The 20,896-nt window shown below is 72.6% G+C and carries 20 protein-coding genes and 1 pseudogene; 17 read left to right on the top strand and 4 right to left on the bottom strand.

Annotation, left to right across the window (positions count from 1 at the left end):
- Positions 1–86: 86 nt before the first annotated feature.
- The 10 genes from ribD (at position 87) to AB0F29_RS09890 (ending at position 8,719) form a co-directional block, all read left to right on the top strand.
- Entirely contained in the window at positions 87–1,187 is a 1,101-nt protein-coding gene (gene ribD, locus AB0F29_RS09845; protein ID WP_361869445.1) for a bifunctional diaminohydroxyphosphoribosylaminopyrimidine deaminase/5-amino-6-(5-phosphoribosylamino)uracil reductase RibD, read from the top strand.
- A complete protein-coding gene (locus tag AB0F29_RS09850) occupies positions 1,188–1,796 on the top strand; it encodes a riboflavin synthase (RefSeq protein WP_361869448.1) in 609 nt (202 codons plus the stop codon).
- The gene (locus AB0F29_RS09855; protein ID WP_050359349.1) at positions 1,793–2,437 is read left to right on the top strand and encodes a nicotinamide mononucleotide transporter family protein; all 645 of its coding nucleotides are present in this window, start codon (positions 1,793–1,795) and stop codon (positions 2,435–2,437) included. The genes AB0F29_RS09850 and AB0F29_RS09855 overlap by 4 nt, the downstream gene beginning before the upstream one ends.
- A complete protein-coding gene (locus tag AB0F29_RS09860) occupies positions 2,434–3,732 on the top strand; it encodes a bifunctional 3,4-dihydroxy-2-butanone-4-phosphate synthase/GTP cyclohydrolase II (RefSeq protein ID WP_361869450.1) in 1,299 nt (432 codons plus the stop codon). The genes AB0F29_RS09855 and AB0F29_RS09860 overlap by 4 nt, the downstream gene beginning before the upstream one ends.
- A gap of 41 nt (positions 3,733–3,773) precedes the next feature.
- Positions 3,774–4,259 carry a 6,7-dimethyl-8-ribityllumazine synthase gene (gene ribH / locus AB0F29_RS09865; protein WP_018960584.1) on the top strand — a complete coding sequence of 162 codons (486 nt, stop codon included), beginning with the start codon at positions 3,774–3,776 and terminating at the stop codon, positions 4,257–4,259.
- 35 nt (positions 4,260–4,294) lie between these two features.
- A complete protein-coding gene (locus tag AB0F29_RS09870; RefSeq protein ID WP_018960585.1) occupies positions 4,295–4,567 on the top strand; it encodes a phosphoribosyl-ATP diphosphatase in 273 nt (90 codons plus the stop codon).
- Positions 4,568–4,658: 91 nt separating this feature from the next.
- Complete coding sequence (gene hisG, locus AB0F29_RS09875; RefSeq protein ID WP_361869454.1) at positions 4,659–5,507, top strand: ATP phosphoribosyltransferase; 849 nt, start codon at positions 4,659–4,661, stop codon at positions 5,505–5,507.
- Between the two features lie 34 nt (positions 5,508–5,541).
- Complete coding sequence (locus tag AB0F29_RS09880; protein WP_361869457.1) at positions 5,542–6,012, top strand: PH domain-containing protein; 471 nt, start codon at positions 5,542–5,544, stop codon at positions 6,010–6,012.
- Between the two features lie 230 nt (positions 6,013–6,242).
- On the top strand, positions 6,243–7,616 hold the full coding sequence (locus AB0F29_RS09885; RefSeq protein WP_361869460.1) for a hemolysin family protein: 1,374 nt from the start codon (positions 6,243–6,245) through the stop codon (positions 7,614–7,616).
- Positions 7,613–8,719 carry a hemolysin family protein gene (locus AB0F29_RS09890; RefSeq protein ID WP_361869463.1) on the top strand — a complete coding sequence of 369 codons (1,107 nt, stop codon included), beginning with the start codon at positions 7,613–7,615 and terminating at the stop codon, positions 8,717–8,719. Before AB0F29_RS09885 ends, AB0F29_RS09890 begins: the two co-directional genes overlap by 4 nt.
- 43 nt (positions 8,720–8,762) lie before the next feature.
- Here AB0F29_RS09890 and AB0F29_RS09895 read toward each other — a convergent pair whose 3' ends face one another.
- Together AB0F29_RS09895 and AB0F29_RS09900 are read right to left on the bottom strand one after the other, a co-directional pair.
- Positions 8,763–10,673, bottom strand: a complete 1,911-nt coding sequence (locus AB0F29_RS09895) for an AAA family ATPase (RefSeq protein ID WP_361869464.1) — start codon at positions 10,671–10,673, stop codon at positions 8,763–8,765.
- Between the two features lie 356 nt (positions 10,674–11,029).
- Positions 11,030–11,659, bottom strand: coding sequence for a hypothetical protein (locus AB0F29_RS09900; protein WP_361869467.1), 630 nt, complete (start codon positions 11,657–11,659; stop codon positions 11,030–11,032).
- Positions 11,660–11,845: 186 nt separating this feature from the next.
- On the opposite strand from AB0F29_RS09900, the gene AB0F29_RS09905 reads away from it, so the two are divergent.
- The 3 genes from AB0F29_RS09905 (at position 11,846) to AB0F29_RS09915 (ending at position 14,487) form a co-directional block, all read left to right on the top strand.
- Entirely contained in the window at positions 11,846–13,210 is a 1,365-nt protein-coding gene (locus AB0F29_RS09905; protein WP_361869470.1) for a peptidase C39 family protein, read from the top strand.
- 93 nt (positions 13,211–13,303) lie between these two features.
- Complete coding sequence (locus AB0F29_RS09910; RefSeq protein WP_361869472.1) at positions 13,304–14,086, top strand: SAM-dependent methyltransferase; 783 nt, start codon at positions 13,304–13,306, stop codon at positions 14,084–14,086.
- Positions 14,087–14,334: 248 nt separating this feature from the next.
- A complete protein-coding gene (locus tag AB0F29_RS09915; protein ID WP_018960604.1) occupies positions 14,335–14,487 on the top strand; it encodes an SCO1431 family membrane protein in 153 nt (50 codons plus the stop codon).
- Here the strand turns inward: AB0F29_RS09915 and AB0F29_RS09920 are convergent.
- A pseudogene (locus AB0F29_RS09920) lies at positions 14,465–14,712 on the bottom strand (glycoside hydrolase family 18 protein); the annotation flags it as partial. The gene AB0F29_RS09915 and the pseudogene AB0F29_RS09920 overlap by 23 nt on opposite strands.
- 428 nt (positions 14,713–15,140) lie before the next feature.
- Here AB0F29_RS09920 and AB0F29_RS09925 point away from each other — a divergent pair.
- Positions 15,141–16,313 (top strand): acyl-CoA dehydrogenase family protein, encoded by a 1,173-nt coding sequence (locus AB0F29_RS09925; protein ID WP_361869475.1) that lies wholly within the window; start codon positions 15,141–15,143, stop codon positions 16,311–16,313.
- Between the two features lie 434 nt (positions 16,314–16,747).
- Here the strand turns inward: AB0F29_RS09925 and AB0F29_RS09930 are convergent, their stop codons facing one another.
- Entirely contained in the window at positions 16,748–17,146 is a 399-nt protein-coding gene (locus tag AB0F29_RS09930; RefSeq protein ID WP_361869477.1) for a hypothetical protein, read from the bottom strand.
- 202 nt (positions 17,147–17,348) lie between these two features.
- Here AB0F29_RS09930 and AB0F29_RS09935 point away from each other — a divergent pair, with 202 nt between their 5' ends.
- The 3 genes from AB0F29_RS09935 to AB0F29_RS09945 all read left to right on the top strand — a co-directional run bounded on the left by AB0F29_RS09935 (position 17,349) and on the right by AB0F29_RS09945 (position 20,874).
- A complete protein-coding gene (locus AB0F29_RS09935) occupies positions 17,349–17,789 on the top strand; it encodes an Lrp/AsnC family transcriptional regulator (RefSeq protein ID WP_215111217.1) in 441 nt (146 codons plus the stop codon).
- A 71-nt stretch (positions 17,790–17,860) separates the two neighbouring features.
- Positions 17,861–19,507: an amidohydrolase gene (locus AB0F29_RS09940; protein ID WP_361869479.1), complete on the top strand. Its 1,647-nt coding sequence runs from the start codon at positions 17,861–17,863 to the stop codon at positions 19,505–19,507.
- Positions 19,508–20,106: 599 nt separating this feature from the next.
- Positions 20,107–20,874 (top strand): polyprenol monophosphomannose synthase, encoded by a 768-nt coding sequence (locus AB0F29_RS09945; protein ID WP_361869482.1) that lies wholly within the window; start codon positions 20,107–20,109, stop codon positions 20,872–20,874.
- Positions 20,875–20,896 lie beyond the last annotated feature (22 nt).

Here is a 20,896-nt window from a genome sequence, read left to right on the forward strand (position 1 = left end):
GTTTTCGGCGTTTCCGCTGGTGAGCCGCTCTATCTGTCGTCATCGACAGGCCCCGGAGTCCGTGCCCGAAGAGGCAGGAGGACCCGGTGGACACCGCAGCCGACATCACCGCCATGCGCCGAGCGATCACGCTCGCGGCGCGCGGTCTCGGCTCCACCAGCCCCAATCCGGTCGTCGGATGTGTGATCACCGACGCCGCCGGAGCCGTCGCAGGCGAAGGCTTCCACCAGCGCGCCGGAGGACCGCACGCCGAGGTCCACGCCCTGCGCGCGGCCGGCGGGCGGGCCCGTGGCGGCACTGCCTACGTCACCCTCGAACCCTGCGACCACACCGGCCGCACCGGCCCCTGCTCCCAGGCCCTCCTGGCCGCCGGGATCAGCCGCGTCGTGTACGCGGTCGCCGACCCGAACCCCGGGGCCGCGGGCGGCGGCGGCACCCTGCGCCACGCCGGGATCCTGGCCGAGCAGGGCCTCCTCGCGGAGGAGGCCGAGGCGGGCAACGCCGCCTGGCTGACCTCGGTGCGCCTCGGGCGGCCGTACGTCCTGTGGAAGTACGCCGCCACCCTCGACGGCCGGATCGCCGCTGCCGACGCCACCAGCCGCTGGATCACCTCGCCCGAGGCCCGCGCCGACGTCCACCGGCTGCGCGCCGAGGCGGACGCCGTGCTCGTCGGCTCCGGCACCGCCCGCACCGACGACCCCCAGCTGGCGGTACGCGGCACCGACGGCGTCACCCAGCCGCTGCGGGTCGTCGTCGACACGAACGCCACCGCCGTGAAGCCCGGCGCCCGGATCCTGGACGACACCGCGCCCACCCTGGTCGCCGTCGCCGACGACGCCCCCGCCGGTCACCTTCCCGAGGCCGCCGTGCTGCGCCTGCCCCGTGCCGCCGCCGGACCCGGCCTCGACCTCGACGCCCTCCTCGGGGCCCTGCACGAGCGCGGCGTCCTCTCCGTACTCCTCGAAGGCGGCCCCACCCTCGCCGGCGCGTTCGTCGCCGCGGGAAAGGTCGACAAGGTCGTCGGCTATCTCGCCCCGGTGCTGCTCGGCGCGGGCCCCGCCGCCCTCGCCGACGCCGGAATCACCACGATCGCCGAGGCGTTGCGCCTCGATGTGACCGAGACCGTGCCGATCGGCCCCGATCTGCGCATCACCGCCGTCCCCGCCCCTGCTCGGAAGGGAAACTGAGTGTTCACCGGAATTGTCGAAGAACTGGGTGAGGTCACCGCCGTCGAGCGGCTGGCGGACGCCTCCCGCTTCCGGCTGCGCGGCCCCGTCGTCACCGAGGGAGCCGAGCACGGCGACTCCATCGCGGTGAACGGCGTCTGCCTCACCGTCGTGGACACCGCCGACGGCGAGTTCACCGCCGACGTGATGGCCGAGACGCTGAAGCGCTCCAGCCTCGGCGCGCTCACCACCGGCTCCCGGGTCAACCTGGAGCGCCCGATGGCGCTCGGCGGCCGGCTCGGCGGACACCTCGTCCAGGGCCATGTGGACGGCACCGGCACCATCGTCGAGCGGACCCCCTCCGAGCACTGGGAGCTCGTCAAGGTCTCCCTGCCGGCCGAGCTGACCCGGTACGTCGTGGAGAAGGGCTCCATCACCGTCGACGGCGTCAGCCTCACCGTCGTCGACGCGGCGGCCGACCACTTCACCATCAGCCTCATCCCCACCACCCTCGCCCTGACCACGCTCGGCCGCAAGCAGCCCGGCGACCCGGTCAACCTGGAGGTGGACGTGCTGGCCAAGTACGTCGAGCGGCTGCTCGGCGACCGGGCCGGACAGGACCCGCGATGAACGCGGCGAACTGGCTCAACTCCGAGGCCTTCACCGTGTTCGGCCAGCACATCAAGTGGTCGGACATGATCGGCAACCTCGTCGGCCTGATCGCCCTGGCCCTCGGCTGGCGGCGCTCGATATGGACCTGGCCCGCCCAGCTCCTCTCCGGCGTGATCCTGCTCGTCGCCTTCGCCTCCGCGCACCTCTCCGGCAGCGCGGGCAAGCAACTGGTCGTCATCGTCGTCGCCCTGTGGGGCTGGTGGTCCTGGAACCGCGGCAAGCAGCAGGCCCAGGACGGCTCCATAGCCGTCCGCTTCGCCACCTGGCGCGAGCGCGGTGTGCTGATCGGCGCCGCCGCCCTCGGCACCCTCGCCGTCGGCGGCCTGTTCACCGCCTTCCCGTCGCTGTCCTGGGACCCCTGGCCGGACGCGTACATCTTCGTCGGCACCGTCGTCGCGATGTACGCCCAGGCCCGCGGCATGGTCGAGTTCTGGTTCGCCTGGCTCCTCGTCGACCTGGTCGGCGTCCCGCTGAACTTCGCCAACGGATTCGCCTTCTCCGGCTTCGTCTACGTCCTTTACGGCGCCCTCGTCCTGTGGGGGATGCGCGACTGGTGGCTGCGTACGCGGACACCCGCTCTGGAAGGAGCCACGGCATGACTGCCCAGCCCACCTGGCTGCACCCCGACCACGAACCGCTCCCCGAGAACCTCTCCCTGGACCCGGTCGAGCAGGCCGTCCGCGACATCGCCGCCGGCCGGCCCGTCGTCGTCGTGGACGACGAGGACCGCGAGAACGAGGGCGACCTCGTCATCGCCGCCGAGAAGGCCACCCCGGAGATCGTCGCCTTCATGATGAGCGAGTGCCGCGGTCTGATCTGCGCGCCCATGGAGAGCGACGAGCTGGAACGCCTCGACCTGCCGCAGATGGTCGAGCACAACACCGAGTCGATGCGGACCGCGTTCACCGTCTCCGTCGACGCCTCCGCCGCGCACGGCGTCACCACCGGCATCTCCGCCGCCGACCGCGCCACCACCCTGCGCATGCTCGCCGGCGGCGTCGCGGGCCCCGGCGACTTCGTCCGGCCCGGCCACATCTTCCCGCTGCGCGCCCGCTCCGGCGGCGTCCTCGCCCGCAACGGCCACACCGAGGCCGCCGTCGACCTCGCCCGGCTCGCCGGACTCCGCCCCGCCGGGGCCATCGTCGAGATCGCGGGCGAGGACGGCGTCATGCTCCGGCTGCCCGAGCTGATCCCCTTCGCCCGCAAGCACGGCCTGACGATCATCTCCATCGAGGACCTGATCGCCTACCGCCGCAGCAACGAGCCCACCGTCCGCCGCGAGGCCGAGACCCGGCTGCCCACCGCGTTCGGCGACTTCACCGCGTACGGCTACCGCTCCAGCGTCGACGGCGTCGAGCACGTCGCCCTGGTCCACGGCGACATCGGCGACGGCGAGGACGTCCTCGTCCGGATCCACTCCGAGTGCCTGACCGGCGACATCTTCCAGTCCCAGCGCTGCGACTGCGGCCCCCAGCTGCACGCCTCCATGCGGCGCATCACCGAGCAGGGCCGGGGCGTCGTCGTCTACCTGCGCGGCCACGAGGGACGCGGCATCGGCCTGCTCTCCAAGCTGCGCGCGTACGAACTCCAGGAGCGCGGCGTGGACACCCTCGACGCCAACCTGGAGCTCGGCCTGCCCGCCGACGCCCGCGACTACGCGGCGGGCGCCCAGATCCTCGCGGACCTCGGCGTGCGCAGCCTGCGGCTCATGACCAACAACCCCGACAAGACCGCCGCCGTCGTCCGCCACGGCCTCGCCGTAACCGGCCGGGAACCCATGCCCGTCCAGGCCGGCGAGCACAACCTGCGCTACCTGCGCACCAAGCGCGACCGCATGGGCCACGACCTGCCCTGGCTGGACGGCGCCCCCGCGTCGACCTGCGCCAACCAGTAACGCGAACCACCGAACACCACGTAACCAGCAACAGGAGAGACATGAGCGGCAAGGGTGCACCCGAACTGTCCGTACGCAACTGCGGCGACCTGCGCGTGGCCGTGATCGCGGCCCAGTGGCACGAGAAGGTCATGGACGGACTCGTCGACGGCGCCCTGCGCGCCCTGCGCGAGCTGGGCATCGACGAGCCGACCCTCCTCCGCGTCCCGGGCAGCTTCGAGCTGCCCGTCGTCGCCAAGGTGCTCGCCGGACGCGGCTACGACGCGATCGTCGCCCTCGGCGTGGTCATCCGGGGCGGCACTCCCCACTTCGAGTACGTCTCCCAGGGCGTCACCCTCGGCCTCACCCAGGTCACCGTCGACACCGGTGTTCCCGTCGGCTTCGGCGTACTGACCTGCGACACCGAGGAGCAGGCGCTGGACCGGGCCGGCCTCGAAGGGTCCAACGAGGACAAGGGGCACGAAGCGGTCACCGCCGCCGTGGCCACCGCGGCCACGCTGCGCACCGTCAACGAACCCTGGCGCTGAGTGCCCTCCCGCGACCCCGTATTCTGAGGACCATCATGGCTGACAAAACCTTCGAAGAGCTCTTCGCCGAGCTCCAGCTCAAGGCCGCCGAGGGCGACCCCGCGACCTCCCGCACCGCCGAACTGGTGGGCAAGGGCGTGCATGCCATCGGCAAGAAGGTCGTCGAGGAGGCCGCCGAGGTCTGGATGGCGGCCGAGTACGAGGGCAAGGAAGCCACCGCCGAGGAGATCTCCCAGCTGCTGTACCACGTCCAGGTGATGATGGTCGCCCGCGGCATCTCGCTCGACGACGTCTACGCCCATCTCTGAGCCGACCTCAGCGCCGTCGCCCGGGCCCGGCCCGGGCGACACCACCGCGAAACCGCCCGCACACTCCCTCCGCACGAAGGAAGCCGACCTCATGCTGCGCATCGCCGTCCCCAACAAGGGTTCACTCTCCGGGCCTGCGATGGCGATGCTCCATGAGGCCGGCTACCAGCAGCGCAAGGAGTCGAAGGAACTGGTCCTGGTCGACCCCGGGAACGAGGTCGAGTTCTTCTACCTCCGCCCCCGCGACATCGCGATCTACGTCAGCTCCGGCAAGCTCGACATCGGCATCACCGGCCGCGACCTGCTGCTGGACTCCGGGGCCGACTCCGAGGAGATCCTCCAGCTCGGCTTCGCCCGCTCCACCTTCCGCTACGCCACCAAGCCCGGCACCGCGGCGGGCCCGCAGGACTTCGACGGCATGACGATCGCCACCTCCTACGAGGGCATCGTCGCCGCCCACCTCGACAAGGCGGGCGTCAACGCCTCCGTCGTCCACCTCGACGGCGCCGTCGAGACCGCCATCGAGCTGGGCGTCGCCCAGATCATCGCCGACGTGGTGGAGACCGGCACCAGCCTGCGCAACGCCGGGCTCGAAGTGATCGGCGACCCGATCATGACCTCCGAGGCCGTCGTCATCCGCCGCAACGGCGCCCCCGCCGACGACCCCAAGGTGCAGCAGTTCCTCCGCCGCCTCCAGGGCGTCCTGGTCGCCCGGTCCTACGTGATGATGGACTACGACTGCCGCGTCGAGCACCTGGAGCGCGCCGTCGCCCTCACCCCGGGCCTGGAGTCGCCGACCATCTCCCCGCTGCACCACGAGGGCTGGGTCGCCGTCCGCTCCATGGTCGCCGCCAAGGAGGCCCAGCGGATCATGGACGACCTGTACGAGCTCGGCGCCCGCGCCATCCTCACCACGGCCATCCACGCCTGCCGCCTCTGACGGTCCCGGCCCGCCCCCCCGAGAGAAGACCCGTATGTCCGCGCCCAGGCCCGAACAGCCCACCCTGCCGGTCACCTTCCGGCCCACCCTCACCCGGGTGGTCCTGCTGAGCACGGGCCTGGCGATGTTCGTCGTCATCACCGTCATCGCGCTGATGCTGGAGCGGCTGAACCCGGGGGAGCGGATCACCTTCGTCTTCGTCGCGGCGCTCTTCTTCGGCGTCCTGGCCCTGCTCAGCAGGCCCAAGGTCACCGCCGACGAGACCGGGGTCACCGTCGTCAACCTCACCCTGACCCGCAGGCTGGCGTGGGAGGAGATCCTCCGCGTCAACCTGCGCTCCGGCGACCCCTGGGTCTACCTCGACCTCAGCGACGGAACGAGCCTGCCCGCCCTCGGCATCCAGCCCGGCCTGGCCAAGCAGCAGGCCATCCGCGACGCCCGCGCCCTGCGCTCCCTCGCCGAGTCGCGCGGCTCCGGGAGCGACGACACCCCGGCCGCCGGCTGAGAGCCTGCCCGGGCCGAGGTCACCCGAAAGCCTCTGTGCCCCTGCCCGGTGCGGGGCCTTCTTGTCTACTCTGGTGGGCGGCGGCGCCCCGCGCGCCCCGCCCCGCCCGATCCACGGCCCCACCCCGGGCCCGCGGGGCTTTCCCTGCGACCCAAGGAGTGACTCCCTCCAGCAATGGACGGATCGTCCGGTAGTACCTGCGCCGCCCCTTCCCCGGAGGCGGCGGCCTCATGACCACCCCCCTGCTGCTCCTCGGAGCGGCCTTTCTCCTCATCCTCGCCAACGGATTCTTCGTGGCGGCCGAATTCGGGCTCGTCACCGTGGAGAAGCCCGACGTCGAACGGGCCGCCGCCGAAGGCGACCGACGGGCGCGTACCGTCGTCGAAGCCCTGCGCGAACTCTCCTTCCAGCTCTCCGGCACCCAGCTCGGCATCACCATCACCTCCCTGATGGTGGGCATGCTCGCCGAACCGGCCCTCGCCCAGCTGCTCGCCGGACCCCTCACCGCCGCCGGACTCCCCGCGGGGGCCGTCCCGGGCGCCGGCGTCGTCGTCGGCATGCTCCTGGCCTCGGCCGTGCAGATGGTCGTCGGCGAACTCGTGCCCAAGAACTGGGCGGTCTCCCGGCCGCTCCAGGTGGCCCGCTTCGTCGCCGGACCGCAGTCCCGCTTCGCCGCGCTCCTGCGACCGGTGATCACCCTCCTCAACGCCCTGGCCAACCGGCTGGTGCGGCTTCTGGGCGTCGAGCCCACCGCAGAACTGGCCTCCGCCCGTACCCCGGGCGAGCTGGTCTCCCTGGCCCGGCACTCCGCCGAGGCCGGAGCCCTGGAACAGGACACCGCCGACCTCTTCGTCCGGACTCTCGCGCTGGCCGGTCTCACCGCCCAGCACGTCATGACGCCCCGGGTGAAGGTCAGCGCCCTGCACTCCACCGCGACCGCCGCGGACGTCCTCAACCTCACCCGCGCCACCGGCCTCTCCCGCTTCCCGGTCTACCGGGACCGCATCGACGAGGTCATCGGCATGGTCCACCTCAAGGACGCCCTCGCCGTCCCCGCCTCCGAGCGCCTGCGCACCCCGGCCGGACGGATCGCCGTCCCCCCGCTCCTGGTGCCCGGGACGCTTCCGGTGGAAGCGCTGCTGCGGCGGCTGCGCCACGAACAGCCGATAGCCGTGGTCGTCGACGAATACGGCGGCACCGCGGGCGTCGTCACCCTGGAGGACATCATCGAGGAGCTCGTCGGCGAGGTCCGCGACGAGCACGACGCCGAGGGCGCGGGCCGCTCCGAGCTGACCGCCGCCCCCGGCGAGGACGGCCGCCCGGTGTGGGACGCCGAGGGCAGCTGCCGGGTGCACACCCTGCGCCGCAGCGGACTCGACGTGCCGAAGGGGCCCTACGAGACCGTCGCCGGGCTCGTCGCCGGACTGCTGGGCCGTATCCCCGCCCCCGGCGACCGGGCCGAACTCCCCGGCTGGCGGATCTCCGTCCGCCAGGTCGGCCACAACCGCGCCGAACGGGTCCGCTTCACCCGGGTGCCCGACCCTCTGGTGCCCGAACCGCTGCCGGACAGGGCCGCACCGGCACTGCTGGAGGCCGCGCGATGAGCATGCTCCAGCTCCTCCTCGCCGCCCTTCTCGTGCTGGCGAACGGCTTCTTCGTCGGCGCCGAGTTCGCCCTCGTCTCCGTACGCCGAAGCCAGATCGAACCGCTCGCCGCACAGGGCTCGGGCCGGGCCCGCACGGTCCTGCACGGCCTGGAGAACCTGCCGCAGATGATGGCCGCCGCCCAGTTCGGCATCACCGTCTGCTCCCTCACCCTGGGAGCCGTCGCCGAGCCGACGCTCGCCCATCTCCTGGAGCCGGTCTTCCACGCGGCGCACGTCCCCGACGGGCTCGTCCACCCCCTCGGCTTCGCCCTCGCGCTCCTGTCGGTGGTCGTCCTGCACCTGGTCATCGGCGAGATGGTCCCGAAGAACCTCGCGATGGCCGCTCCCGAGCGGACCGCACTGTGGCTGAGCCCGGGTCTGGTCGCCTTCGCCCGGCTCTGCCGTCCGGTCACCACCGCGCTCGGCGCCTGCGCCGGCCTGGTGCTGCGGCTGTTCGGCGTCGAACCGAAGGACGAGGTGGAGGCCGTCTTCACCAGCGAGCAGCTCAACCGGCTCGTGGAGGACTCCGGACAGGCGGGCCTCCTCGGACCCGAGGCGGCGACACGCCTGGAGGACGCCCTCGAACTGGGCAGCAGGCCCGTCGCCGACGTCCTGCTGGAGCGGGCGGCCCTGGTCACGGTCGACCCGTCGGTGACCCCCCGCCGGATCGAGGAGCTGACCGTGCGCACCGGCTTCTCCCGCTTCCCGGTCTGCGCGGACGGCGGCGGCCCCTATCTGGGCTACCTCCACGTCAAGGACGTCCTGGAGCTGGAGGACGCCGACCGCGCGGTACCGCAGCAGATCTGGCGCCCGATGGCGACCGTACGGGCCGAACTCCCGCTGGACGACGCCCTGACCGTGATGCGCCGGGCCGCGACGCACCTGGCGCAGGTCGCGGACGCCTCGGGCCGGGTCCTCGGCCTGGTCGCCATGGAGGACGTCCTGGAGACGCTGGTGGGGGAGGTGCGCGACCCGGCCCACCGGACGGTCTCGGTGCCCCGCCGCACGGTGGACGTGCCGAAGGCGCCGGACCTTCCGGCGCCCGGGGCCCTCGTGCACTGAGGTGAGGCGACGCCGCGCCGGGAGCGGACGCCCGGCGCGGCCGTCAGCCCGCGCCCGGCTCCTGCTTGCCCCGGCCCACAGGGCCGCGCCCCGACAGCACCTCGCCGTAGGCCTGCATCAGGTCCGCCAGCCGCAGCGTCGACAGGTCCTGGCGGGTCAGCTCGCCCGGATAGCCGGAGAGCCGCAGATCACGGTAGGCACAGCTCTTCTCGTACAGCGTCCGCAGGAAACGGCCGTTGCCCAGCTCGTCGATCCAGCCCTGGTCCACCACATGACCGCTGATCGAGCGCAGCTCGTCCACCGCCTCCTCGTCCCAGACGTCGTCGTTCTCCGCGGCCAGCACGCCCCCGATCGCGGTGAGTTCGAGCGGCCGGTAGCTGGGGAAGTCGACCCGGCTGGTGAAGCGGGAGGAGAGCCCCGGGTTGGTGGCGAGCAGCCGGTCCATGCCCTCCGGGTAACCCGCGAGGATGACGACGAGATGGTCCCGGTTGTCCTCGGCCCGCTTGAGGAGGACCTGGAGCGCCTCGTCGCCGTACGCGTCGCCCTTGCTGTAACCGGAGTTGGCCAGGCTGTACGCCTCGTCGACGAACAGCACCCCGCCCAGGGCCGAGTCGATCAGCTCGTTGGCCTTCACAGCCGTCTGCCCCAGGAACTCCCCGACCAGATCGGACCGTTGGGCCTCGACCAGATGATCGCCGCCGAGCAGCCCGAGGGCGTAGAAGACCCGGCCCAGGATGCGTGCCACGGTGGTCTTGCCGGTGCCGGAGGGGCCGGAGAAGACGAAGTGACGCTTCGGCGGCTGGACCGGGAGGCCCTGCTCGGCCCGCAGCCGGGCCATGTTCAACTGCGCCGAGAGCGCCTTGACCTGCCGCTTGACCGGTTCGAGACCGACCATGCGCTCCAACTGCGCCAGCGCGTCGGCCAGCAGGGCGGGATCGCTGGGCCCGGCCGGGAAGGGCGGCGGCTTCCGGGCCTTGGTGCGGCGGGCGCCCTCGACGGGGGCGGGCGGACCGAGGACCGGCTCGTCGCCGAGCAGCCCCGGGTCGCTCATCGGCCAGGACTCCCGCCCGTCCACCGGATCGGCGCCGAGCAGCGCGTCGCCCTCCGACTGCGCCCCCGCCCCCGCCCCCGACGCACCCGAACCGAAACCGGTCAGGGTCACGGCGGCCAGGTCCGCCGACTCGTCGTACCCGTCGCCCTCCACGAGCGCGGCGAGCCGGGCGGAGGTGTCCATGAAGGCCGGGTCCACCCGGTGCACCGCCCGGTACAGCGGCAGGGCGGCCGCGCTGCGCCCCGTGCCCTCGTGGGCCCGCGCCAGCCAGTAGCGCAACTCCTTGCGCTGCGGCTGTTCGCTGCGACAGCGCATCAGCGCGGCCGACAGCAGGGGCTCCGCCTGCCCGAACATCTCCAGCCGCACCCGCGCCATCCCGCCGAACAGGCCCGCCTCGATGCCCAGCAACGGATCGTCGACGAGCTGCTCGGTGCAGCGCACCAACTGCTCCCAGTCCTTGACCAGATAGGAGCGGCAGGCGTGCAGGAACCGCACCTGCGGATCCGCGTCCACCGGCGGCAACCCGGCCAACGCCCGGTCCAGCTCCGGCACATGGCGTCCGTCCAGCCAGTGCGAGGCGTGCGCGAGCAGCAGATCGCGCCGGCTCTCCAGCACCGGCTGCACCCACCAGCCGAGCCAGTACCAGGAGTTGAGCGTACGTCGGTGGCGTGCGCGCTGTTCGCCGAAGCGGTCGCGGTGCCGGTACATGCGTAACAGGGCCGTGGTGGTGTCGATGCGGAGCGCGTGGAGGCCGAGCCAGCCGTCCGCCATGCCCGGATCGAACCGCACCGCGGCTCTGAACTCCTCCTCGGCCTGCGGGTAGGCGCCCATCGTGTAGGCGTCCATGCCACGCAGCCAGGCGAGGTCGGCAGGGGCTCCAGCGCCCTGTGTGCCGATGTCCATCAGGTCCCCCACAAACCGTGCCCCCAGGATGTCCCGCCCGCACAGCATGCCCACCGGAGCGTGCTGAATCACGGCATGGAGGAAGGGAATTGACCACACCGAGGTGCATCGTACCCGCGCACGAGAGGCGGACGCCCGATGACTGGCCCCTGCGGCGGTGACCCAGGGTGAGTGAATCGCTCTGCGTGGTCGCCGGGGTGGCAGGGGGAGCACAGGGCGAAGCCCCCGATCACGGGGGAACAACCGGGGGCTTCGCGTCCATGGGGGCTCCGAAAAGCCGCACAATGAGAACGTAAGACCAGTAAGGCCCCCCGGTCAAGCGGAGTTGAGGCACTTCCGGGCTGATTTCCGACTGCTCAGTATGGCGGGACATTCCGGCTACCATGCGTGACGGTTCGGTTCACCCCCGCTGTCGCGCCGGGCCCCGCCAGCCACACGTACCCCTCCGGCAACTGGCGTACCAGAGTGTCGGCGTACGGCCGTGACGGATCCTCCGCGAAATGCCGGGCCTCGGCGAGCGTCCACCCGTCCCAGAACGCGGTGAGCCCGGTTCCGTCCCGCCGCCGGCCCCGCTCCCAGGACACCTCCCGGTCCAGCTCCATCCAGCACAGCGCCGCCAGCCACGGACGCACCCGACGGCGCCCCGCGCCGACCCCCTCCACCAGCACCACCGGCGCCGGCTCCAGGGTCCGCGCCGGGCCGAAGCGCCGCTCCGTCCAGTCGTACGGGGCGTAGCGGGCGCTCTCGCCGCGCGAGAGGGGCAGGATCACCTGCTCCCGCAGCCGTCCCGCCCAGCCGAACAGCTCCTCGTGCGTGGCGAGGTCGTCCAGATGGAGGACCGGCGCACCGCCCAGCGCCGCCGCGAGACGGGCGGCGAAGGTGCTCTTGCCCGAACCGGCGTGCCCGTCGACCGCGACGAGCCGCACCGGCCCGCACGAGGGGGGCAGCGCGGAAAGGTCATCGGCGTGGCGGGCCAGGTCGTCCATGGCTCCAGGGTACGTTCCGGCACGGAGGCGCCCGGGGTCCACCGCAGGTCACGCCAGTGGTCCAGACCCATATTCGGCCCGGCGGCGACTGCCGAACACTGGCCCGATCCGGCCGCGACCCGGGATAGTTGGCGCACCGCACGGCACCCGCAGACCACCTTCCGCATCCGACCGGGGGTCACGACCATGACCAGTCCGACTTCGCGCAGAACCGTTCTGACCGCCGCGCTCGCCGCGGCGACTGCCGCCGGCACCGTGGGATCCACCCCGTCCGCGTCCGCCGCCCCGACCTCGCCCACCGGCCCCTCCGGGGCCCCGGCGCCCCTCGTGGACAACCGTTTCTGGCACACCTACACCGACTGGCGCTTCGGCACGGGCGACGGAACCCGGGTGCTTCCGGGGCCCCGGCCCGGCGTCGTGATCGCCGTCCCGGCCGGCCGCACCGACTACACCGACCCGCACACCGGCAGGACGGCCGCCTGGGACTACGCCACCTGGACCTCCCCGGTGCACCGCTCGGCCGTCCCCGCCACCGAGGTGATCGCCTCCTGGAACGCCCGCACCCCGGCCGGCACCTGGATCCAGGTCGAGCTGAGCGGCGTCTACGGGAACGGCACCGCGACGCCCTGGTTCGTGATGGGCCGCTGGGCGGCGGGCGACGGCGACATCCGCCGTACGTCCGTCGACGGCCAGGGCGACCCGTACAGCTCCGTGTGGACGGACACCTTCTCCGTGGACGATCCCGCGAGCGGCGTCCGCCTGGTCTCCTACCGGCTGCGGCTCACGCTGTACCGCGCCCCGGGCAGCCGCCTCACTCCGACCGTCTGGCGGGTCGGCGCGATGGCCTCCGACGTGCCCGACCGCTTCACCGTGCCCGCGAGCACCCCCGCGTTCGCGCGCGAACTGCCCGTGCCCCGCTACTCGCAGAACATCCACATCGGGCAGTACCCCGAGTACGACAACGGCGGTGAGGCGTGGTGCAGCCCCACCTCCTCTCAGATGATCATCGAGCACTGGGGCCGCCGCCCCACGGCCGAGGACCTGGCCTGGGTCAAGCCCGGCCTGCCCGACCCCCAGGTCTGCCACGCCGCCCGCCAGACCTACGACTACGCGTACGCGGGCTGCGGCAACTGGCCGTTCAACGCCGCCTACGCCGCCACGTACCGCGACCTGAACGCCGTCGTCACCCGGCTCGGCTCGCTCACCGACGTGGAGCGGCTGATCCGCGCCGGCATCCCCGTCATCACCTCCCAGTCCTTCCTCAAGGAGGAACTGACCGGCGCCGGATACGGAACGGCCGGCCATCTGATGACGGTCATCGGCTTCACCCCCGAGGGCGACGTCATCGCCAACGACCCCGCGTCCCCCGACAACGACGCGGTACGCCGCGTCTACCGGCGGCGCGAATGGGAGAACATCTGGCTGCGGACCAAGCGCTACGACGCGGCCGGCAAGGTCAGAAGCGGTACGGGCGGGGTGTGTTACGTCTACTGGCCGACCCGGACGACACCGGGTCAGCAGCGCGTGCTGAGGTCGCTCGGCCTGCTGTGAGCAGGTGCGGCCCCGCGGCCGCACCCGCCGGGCGCGCGGCCAAAGTGCCATGCCCGCAGAGGAGTTGCCGGAGGGCCCCGCTATGTTGAACAAGTGACCGACATCAGTTCGCGCATCGACACATCCCGCCCGCACACGGCCCGGATATGGAACTACTGGACCGGCGGCAAGGACAACTACCCCGTCGACCGGCAGGCCGGAGACGAGATCCGGGAGCTGCACCCCGGGATCGGCGCGTACGCCAAGGAGGACCGCCTGTTCCTGGGACGGGCGGTCCGGCACCTGGCCGAGCGGGAGGGCATCACGCAGTTCCTGGACATCGGAACGGGGCTGCCCAGCGCCGACAACACCCATGAGGTCGCCCAGCGCGTGACGCCGGACGCCCGTGTCGTGTACGTGGACAACGACCCGCTCGTGCTGGCGCACGCCCAGGCCCTGCTGGTCGGGACGCCCGAGGGGCGCATCGACTACCTGGACGCCGATCTGCGGGACGTCGACGCGATCCTGGCGGCCGCGGCGAAGACACTCGACTTCTCGCGGCCGGTGGCGCTGATGCTGCTCGGCGTCGTCATCTTCGTCGAGGACGACGAGGAGTCGTACGGAGTCGTCCGCCGGCTGATGGCCGCGCTCGCCCCCGGCAGCTACCTCGTCCTGTCCCACACGGTCACGCACCCCGACATGCCGGACGTCGACGAGGCGGTGGCGTTCTGGAACGAGCACGGGACACCGAAGCTCACGCAGCGGACCCCGGCTGCCGTGACGCGCTACTTCGAGGGCCTGGAGCTGCTGGAGCCCGGGGTCGTGCCGTGCTCCGCGTGGCGGGCCGCGGCACCGGTGCCCGACGTCGCGATGTACGCGGGCGTCGGCCGCAAGTGAAGGACGGCTCCCGGTGGTCCGTCGGGCCACCGGGCGGCGGGGCCGGTGTGGCGTGCCCCACTGCGCGCTTCCGCCCGCGTGGCCCGTCCCGGCCCGTTCTCCTTGCCGTACCTGCGGAGCGCGACGCCCACGGAGGCTCGGCCCGCCCGGGACCGTGACCGGGATCTCGTTTTCCGTGGCCCCGGGTGCTGGCACTCTGGTCGGGTCACGGGGGACCCCAGCCGAAGCCGTACGAAGAGCGAGACGCCATGACCGCGACCACCGCCGCAGGAAACGCCCACCACGCCCGCCGCGCGCGCACCGGCGGTCCCGAGGACGGCTCGAAGCTGATGGAGCACATCGCCGGCTGGGCCTTCGTGGTCGTGTTCGCGATGCTCGTCACCCAGCTCGGCCTGCTGTGAAGAACGTGCCTCCCAGGCCCTGTTCGTTCTTGTGGTTCATCTCGGTGCCGATGGTCTCCGGGGTGTCGTAGCTCCACCAGTCGGTGCCGCGGTGCGCGTACGCCGTACCGGCCACCTTGCCCGTGGCGGGGCAGCTGTTCCTGAGGACCCGGCCCGGTAGTCCTTGATGCCCGCCTCGTAGATGCCCGCCTCGTACGTGCCCGGGGCCGCGCCGGTCGCCGTGCCGTCGGAGCCGTCCGCCGTGATCGCCGAGGTGACCAGGTCGGTCCCGAAGGACTTGCGCGGCTCGCCAGCAGATTGCCCTTCTCGTGGTCGGCGTACGTGTCGTCGAGCGCGCACGTGCCGCCGGTCACGTTTCCGAAGGCGTAGTTGATGTTCAGGCCAGTTGGGTCAATGGTTCGGACCAATTCGCCGATGGTTCGCGGCCGTCGCGGACCGCCCGGCCTGCGCGGTTGTCCCCCGTGACGGGAGGCATTCGATCGGGCATACTCAACGCGCCACAGCCGATCACCGCGCCACCCGTGACCCGGGAAGGCAGGATCGGCCGGGCAGTCTGTCTTTCCCGGGCCCACTTCCGGGAGATCACCCGGCGGCGCCTCTCCCACCCCGAGCGAGTGACCGCCGCAACGCCCGACAGGGAGGAGAGCGCCGTCATGTCCGACCGTGCCCCGCAGCCGGTGGAACGCCGTCTGCCCACCGAGGAGTCCCGGCAGCTCGTCGCGCTCGTCCGCGACATCGTGTCGAAGGAGATCGCTCCCCGGGCGGCCGAGGAGGAGGAAGCGGGCGTCTTCCCCCGTGAGGTCTTCACCCTCCTGTCCGAGGCCGGACTCCTGGGACTCCCGTACGACTCCGCCCACGGCGGCGGTGACCAGCCCTACGAGGTCTACCTCCAGGTCCTGGAAGAACTGGCCGCCGCACGGCTCACCGTCGGTCTCGGCGTCAGCGTCCACTCCCTCGCCTGCCACGCCCTGGCCGGATACGGCACCGACGAGCAGCGCGCCACGCACCTGACGGCGATGCTCTCCGGGGGCCTGCTGGGCGCCTACTGCCTCTCCGAACCCGCCTCGGGCTCCGACGCCGCCTCCCTGCGCACCAAGGCCGTGCGGGACGGGGACGACTGGGTCATCACCGGGACCAAGGCATGGATCACCCACGGTGGGGTCGCGGACTTCTACACCGTGCTCGCCCGCACCGGCGTCGAGGGCCCCCGCGGCATCACGGCCTTCCTCGTCCCCGGCGACGCCGAGGGGCTGAACGCCGCTCTCCCCGAGAAGAAGATGGGGATGAAGGGCTCGCCCACGGTCCAGCTCCACTTCGACGGCGTACGGGTCGGCGACGACCGGCGCATCGGTGAGGAGGGCCAGGGCTTCGCCATCGCCCTGTCCGCGCTCGACTCCGGGCGCCTGGGCATCGCCGCCTGTGCCGTCGGGGTCGCCCAGGCCGCCCTGGACGAAGCCGTCCGGTACGCCACGGACCGGCGGCAGTTCGGCCGCCCCATCGCGGACTTCCAGGGGCTGCGGTTCATGCTCGCCGACATGGCCACCCAGATCGAGGCCGGCCGGGCGCTGTACCTGGAGGCGGCGCGGCTGCGGGACGCGGGGGAGTCCTTCTCCCAGCAGGCCGCCATGGCGAAGCTGTTCTGCACGGACGCGGCCATGCGGGTGACCACCGACGCCGTCCAGGTGCTCGGCGGCTACGGCTACACGCTCGACTTCCCGGTCGAACGGCTGATGCGCGAGGCGAAGGTGCTCCAGATCGTGGAGGGCACCAATCAGATCCAGCGCATGGTCATCGCGCGCCACCTCGCGGGTCCCGAGACGCGCTGAACCGCGGCGGCGCCTCGGGCCACGGGGGCAGTGCCGCGACCTGGCGCCACTCCGGGTCGCGGCGGCCCGGCAGTGTGCGGCCGTCGCTCTCCCACTGCCTGAGCAGCGCGCTGTAGATCGGCGGGTCCGCGGGGGCGTCCATGGGTGAGGTCCCCGTGGAGCGGGGCAGCGGCTGTGTGGGCGTTCCCGGCTGCGGAACCGATTCTTCGGGCGGGGGTGCGGCGAGCCGGCGGCGACCCGAACCGACTGGTGAGTGCAGCGTGGTCATACGGGGCCAACGCGGCGGGGCCGGCCGGGGTCACTGCCACGCCGATTCGAGCGCTCGTTCGCGGGCGCCGCGGCGTCGAACTCCCGCCTGCCCTCCGGGCGACGACGGGAGTTCGACGACAGCACCCGGGCCGTCGTGGTGCCGGGCAGCGCGTACGGCGTACGGGTCAGGCGGCCTCGCGCCGCATCCCCGGCACGCGCAGCGGACGGTAGCCGGACCCTCCGGCGTGCGAGAAGGGCTGCATCCGCCAGTCGAGCCCCTGGGGGAGCGTCAACAGCAGCCCCGCCTCCTGCTCCTGGAGTTCCAGCGTCTCGTCCGCGGGCCGGGCGTCGCTCACGCCGCGGCCGGTTCCGGAGCAGACGGTGAGGACGAACGGGTTCCACGGCGTGGGGCACCGGGCGTGCTCCGGCAGGACGTCCTCGTCGGCCAGCAGCGCGATGGGCTGGGTGCAGTCCGGGCAGATCACCCGGACCATCTCGAACATGTCGTACGCGTCGGCGCTACCGTCGTCGTCCGGATCAACAGGCTCCGGTTCGGTACGTTCGGTGAGCTTCAGGCTCTGCATGGAAATTCCCCCCTCGGGTGGGCCGGCAAGGCGCCACGGCCTCGACCACAGCAAGCACTTCCCGCCGCGCATCCCCGATAACCGCGAGGCGGCCCGCTACCGACCCGCGAGCATGTGGCATTCGTCACATGCGGCCCGCGGGTGCCGAACCGTGACCCGCGCGACTGTGCCGAGCGGCGCCCTGGGCCATAGGTTGATCCACATGGAGGAGCTGGACCGTCAGATCGTTGAGTTGCTCGTCAAGGACGGGCGGATGAGCTACACCGACCTGGGCAAGGCCACGGGCCTGTCCACTTCGGCGGTTCATCAGCGCGTCCGCCGACTGGAGCAGCGCGGGGTGATCCGCGGCTACGCCGCGGTCGTCGACCCCGAGGCCGTCGGGCTGCCCATCACCGCGTTCATCTCGGTGAAACCGTTCGACCCGAGCGCACCCGACGACATCGCCGAACGGCTCGCCGGAGTGCCCGAACTGGAGGCCTGCCACAGCGTCGCCGGGGACGAGAACTACATCCTCAAGGTGCGCGTGGCGACCCCGCTGGAGCTGGAGCACCTGCTCACCCGGATCCGCACGCTCGCCGGTGTGTCCACCCGGACCACCGTCGTCCTGTCCACCCCGTACGAGGCCCGGCCCCCGCGTATCTGAGCGGCGGGCCGCCCGCCGCTCAGGAGGGGGCCGAGGACCGGGCGGCGGCCGGCAGGCGCGAGACTGGTCCCATGAGCCAGAGCACCGCCCCCCAGAGCGCCCCCGAACACCGCACCGTGCTGTTGCGCGGCGGAGACGTCCACAGCCCCGCAGACCCGTTCGCCACCGCGATGGTCGTCGAACGCGGCCATGTCGCCTGGGTGGGGTCCGAGGGAGCCGCCGACGCCTTCGCGAGCGGCGTGGACGAGGTGGTCGACCTCGAAGGCGCCCTGGTCACCCCGGCATTCACCGACGCCCATGTGCACACCACCGCCACCGGCCTGGCCCTGACGGGGCTCGACCTCTCCGGCGCCCGCACCCTGCCCGAGGCCCTCGGCCTCGTCCGTGCGTTCGCGAACGGGCGCCCTGCCGGGGACGTTCTGCTCGGACACGGCTGGGACGCCGCCCGCTGGCCCGAGCGGCGGCACCCCTCGCGCGCCGAACTCGACGAGGCGGCCGGCGGCCGGGCCCTGTACCTGCCGCGGATCGACGTGCACTCCGCGGTCGTCACGACCGCCCTGCTCGACCTCGTCCCCGGCGTCACCGCGATGACCGGCTACCACCCCGACGCGCCGCTCACCGGCGACGCCCACCACGCGGTACGGGCCGCCGCCCACGGCGCGCTCCCGGCCGCCCAGCGGGGAGCCGCGCAGCGCGCCGCCCTCGATCACGCCGCCTCCCTCGGCATCGGCAGCGTGCACGAGTGCGGGGGGCCGGAGATCTCCGACGAGGAGGACTTCACCTCGCTCCTCGCCCTCGCCGCCGAGCGGCCCGGACCCCGCGTCCTCGGCCTCTGGGCCGAGGAGATCGCCGACGAGAAGGACGCCCGGCGCATCCGTGAACTGGGCGCGATCGGCGCGGCCGGCGACCTGTTCGTCGACGGTTCCCTCGGCTCGCGCACCGCCTGCCTGCACCGGCCCTACGCGGACGACCCGCACACCGGCACCGCGCACCTGGACGCCGCCCGGATCGCAGCCCATGTCACCGCCTGCACCGAGGCGGGCCTCCAGGCGGGCTTCCACGCCATCGGCGACGCCGCGGTCACCGCCGTGGTGGACGGGATCCGGGCCGCCGCGGGGACGCTCGGCCTCGACCGGATCCGGGCCGCCCGCCACCGCGTCGAACACGCCGAGATGCTCAGCCCCGAGACGATCGCCGCCTTCGCGGAACTGGGCCTCACCGCCTCCGTCCAGCCCGCCTTCGACGCCGCCTGGGGCGGCCCGGAGGGGATGTACGCCGAGCGCCTCGGCACGGCGCGGGCCGCCACCCTCAACCCGTACGCGGCGCTGCTGCGGGCGGGAGTGCCGCTGGCCTTCGGCTCCGACAGCCCGGTCACCCCGCTCGACCCCTGGGGCACCGTGCGGGCCGCCGCCCACCACCGCACCCCGGAGCACCGCATCTCGGTCCGCGCCGGTTTCACCGCGCACACCCGCGGCGGCTGGCGGGCCGTCGGCCGCGACGACGCGGGCCTCCTGGTGCCCGGCGCCCCGGCCGACTACGCCGTCTGGCGCACCGCCGAACTCCTGGTCCAGGCCCCCGACGACCGGGTCGCCCGATGGTCCACCGACCCCCGGTCCGGCACGCCCGGCCTGCCGGATCTCACCCCCGGGGCCGACCTTCCCGTCTGCCTGCGGACCGTGGTCTTCGGACAAACTGTCTACGTGCGACCGAACGAGTGACGTCGGGACATTTCGTACCGCCGATCGATGGCCCGATCGCTGGTCCGCCACCTGCGGCCCGTCCGTACTGACCAGGCGATTCCGGGAAAAGTCGCAGGTCGCACGGGTGTTGACAGAAAGCGCCCACGGGCCGGTAGGTTCGGCCGGGTCCACCACAGGACGTCCGTCCGGTTAAACCTCCACGCAGTCGTCGAACGCCGCTGGGTCATGAGGTGGTGTGCCGCACCGGCCCACCACCGCCGACAGCCAGGTTCAGCGCCCGCGCCTCGGGGGCGAGGGAAGGTTCCAGCCGGACGGAGGGTGGGACCCGGGTGGGGCCCGGACGTTCAGTAGACAACGGCTTTCGGTCGACCCGCAGCCAGCGGGTCCCAGGTCGGCCCGAAGGGCGCGCCGGGCCCCGATCCGAAGTTCCGACGCTTTCCTTCACGTCTTCTCCCGCGTCTTCTCCCGGAGGGGGCCGCCGGGTCCCGGGCCCGTATTCTGTCCGCAGTTCCACGGGTCTGTCCGCGCCGCGCCACGCGCCCGCGCGACCGCGTCGGCGCCCGACGGCGGTGCGCTGGATATGGTGTCCCCCTGTGTACGGACTCTAAGGGGCAGTAGTGAACGACGGCGGTCAGAGGCAGTTCGGCCCGCTCGGCAGGGTTCTGGTGATCATTCCGACCTACAACGAGGTCGAGAACATCGGGCCGATCGTCGACCGGGTGCGTACCGCCGTCCCGGATGCCGACATCCTGGTGGCCGACGACAACAGCCCCGACGGCACCGGCAAGGCGGCCGACGAGATCGCCGCGGCCGACGACCAGGTCCACGTCCTGCACCGCAAGGGCAAGGAAGGGCTCGGCGCCGCCTACCTCGCGGGCTTCGCCTGGGGCTCCGAGCACGGCTACGGCGTGCTCGTCGAGATGGACGCGGACGGCTCCCACCAGCCCGAGGAGCTGCCCCGGCTGCTCACCGCGCTGAAGGGCGCCGACCTGGTCCTCGGATCCCGCTGGGTGCCGGGCGGCCGCGTGGTCAACTGGCCCAAGAGCCGTGAGGTGATCTCGCGCGGCGGCAGTCTCTACTCCCGGCTCGCCCTCGGTCTCTCCGTCCGGGACGTCACCGGCGGCTACCGCGCCTTCCGCACCGGGACGCTCGACGGCCTCGGACTGGACGAGGTCGCCTCGCAGGGCTACTGCTTCCAGGTGGACCTCGCCCGCCGTGCGGTCGAGGCGGGCTATCACGTGGTCGAGGTCCCCATCACCTTCGTCGACCGGGAGGTCGGCGACTCCAAGATGAGCCGGGACATCCTCGTCGAGGCGCTGTGGCGGGTCACCGGCTGGGGCATCACCTCCCGCGCGAACAAGGTCATGGGCCGCAAGACCCTCTAGTACTCCAGCAGGACTCCGCTGT

The organism is Streptomyces sp. NPDC026589 (assembly GCF_040638385.1).
Lineage (GTDB): Bacteria > Actinomycetota > Actinomycetes > Streptomycetales > Streptomycetaceae > Streptomyces.

Coding starts and splice junctions, on each gene's coding strand:
- AB0F29_RS09930 (WP_361869477.1), bottom strand. CDS start 17,146: ATGCAGAGCCTGAAGCTCACCGAACGTACCGAACCGGAGCCTGTTGAT.
- AB0F29_RS09860 (WP_361869450.1), top strand. CDS start 2,434: ATGACTGCCCAGCCCACCTGGCTGCACCCCGACCACGAACCGCTCCCC.
- AB0F29_RS09855 (WP_050359349.1), top strand. CDS start 1,793: ATGAACGCGGCGAACTGGCTCAACTCCGAGGCCTTCACCGTGTTCGGC.
- AB0F29_RS09940 (WP_361869479.1), top strand. CDS start 17,861: ATGAGCCAGAGCACCGCCCCCCAGAGCGCCCCCGAACACCGCACCGTG.
- AB0F29_RS09915 (WP_018960604.1), top strand. CDS start 14,335: ATGACCGCGACCACCGCCGCAGGAAACGCCCACCACGCCCGCCGCGCG.
- AB0F29_RS09925 (WP_361869475.1), top strand. CDS start 15,141: ATGTCCGACCGTGCCCCGCAGCCGGTGGAACGCCGTCTGCCCACCGAG.
- AB0F29_RS09880 (WP_361869457.1), top strand. CDS start 5,542: ATGTCCGCGCCCAGGCCCGAACAGCCCACCCTGCCGGTCACCTTCCGG.
- AB0F29_RS09885 (WP_361869460.1), top strand. CDS start 6,243: ATGACCACCCCCCTGCTGCTCCTCGGAGCGGCCTTTCTCCTCATCCTC.
- AB0F29_RS09935 (WP_215111217.1), top strand. CDS start 17,349: ATGGAGGAGCTGGACCGTCAGATCGTTGAGTTGCTCGTCAAGGACGGG.
- AB0F29_RS09895 (WP_361869464.1), bottom strand. CDS start 10,673: ATGGACATCGGCACACAGGGCGCTGGAGCCCCTGCCGACCTCGCCTGG.
- AB0F29_RS09905 (WP_361869470.1), top strand. CDS start 11,846: ATGACCAGTCCGACTTCGCGCAGAACCGTTCTGACCGCCGCGCTCGCC.
- AB0F29_RS09890 (WP_361869463.1), top strand. CDS start 7,613: ATGAGCATGCTCCAGCTCCTCCTCGCCGCCCTTCTCGTGCTGGCGAAC.
- ribH (WP_018960584.1), top strand. CDS start 3,774: ATGAGCGGCAAGGGTGCACCCGAACTGTCCGTACGCAACTGCGGCGAC.
- AB0F29_RS09900 (WP_361869467.1), bottom strand. CDS start 11,659: ATGGACGACCTGGCCCGCCACGCCGATGACCTTTCCGCGCTGCCCCCC.
- AB0F29_RS09870 (WP_018960585.1), top strand. CDS start 4,295: ATGGCTGACAAAACCTTCGAAGAGCTCTTCGCCGAGCTCCAGCTCAAG.
- hisG (WP_361869454.1), top strand. CDS start 4,659: ATGCTGCGCATCGCCGTCCCCAACAAGGGTTCACTCTCCGGGCCTGCG.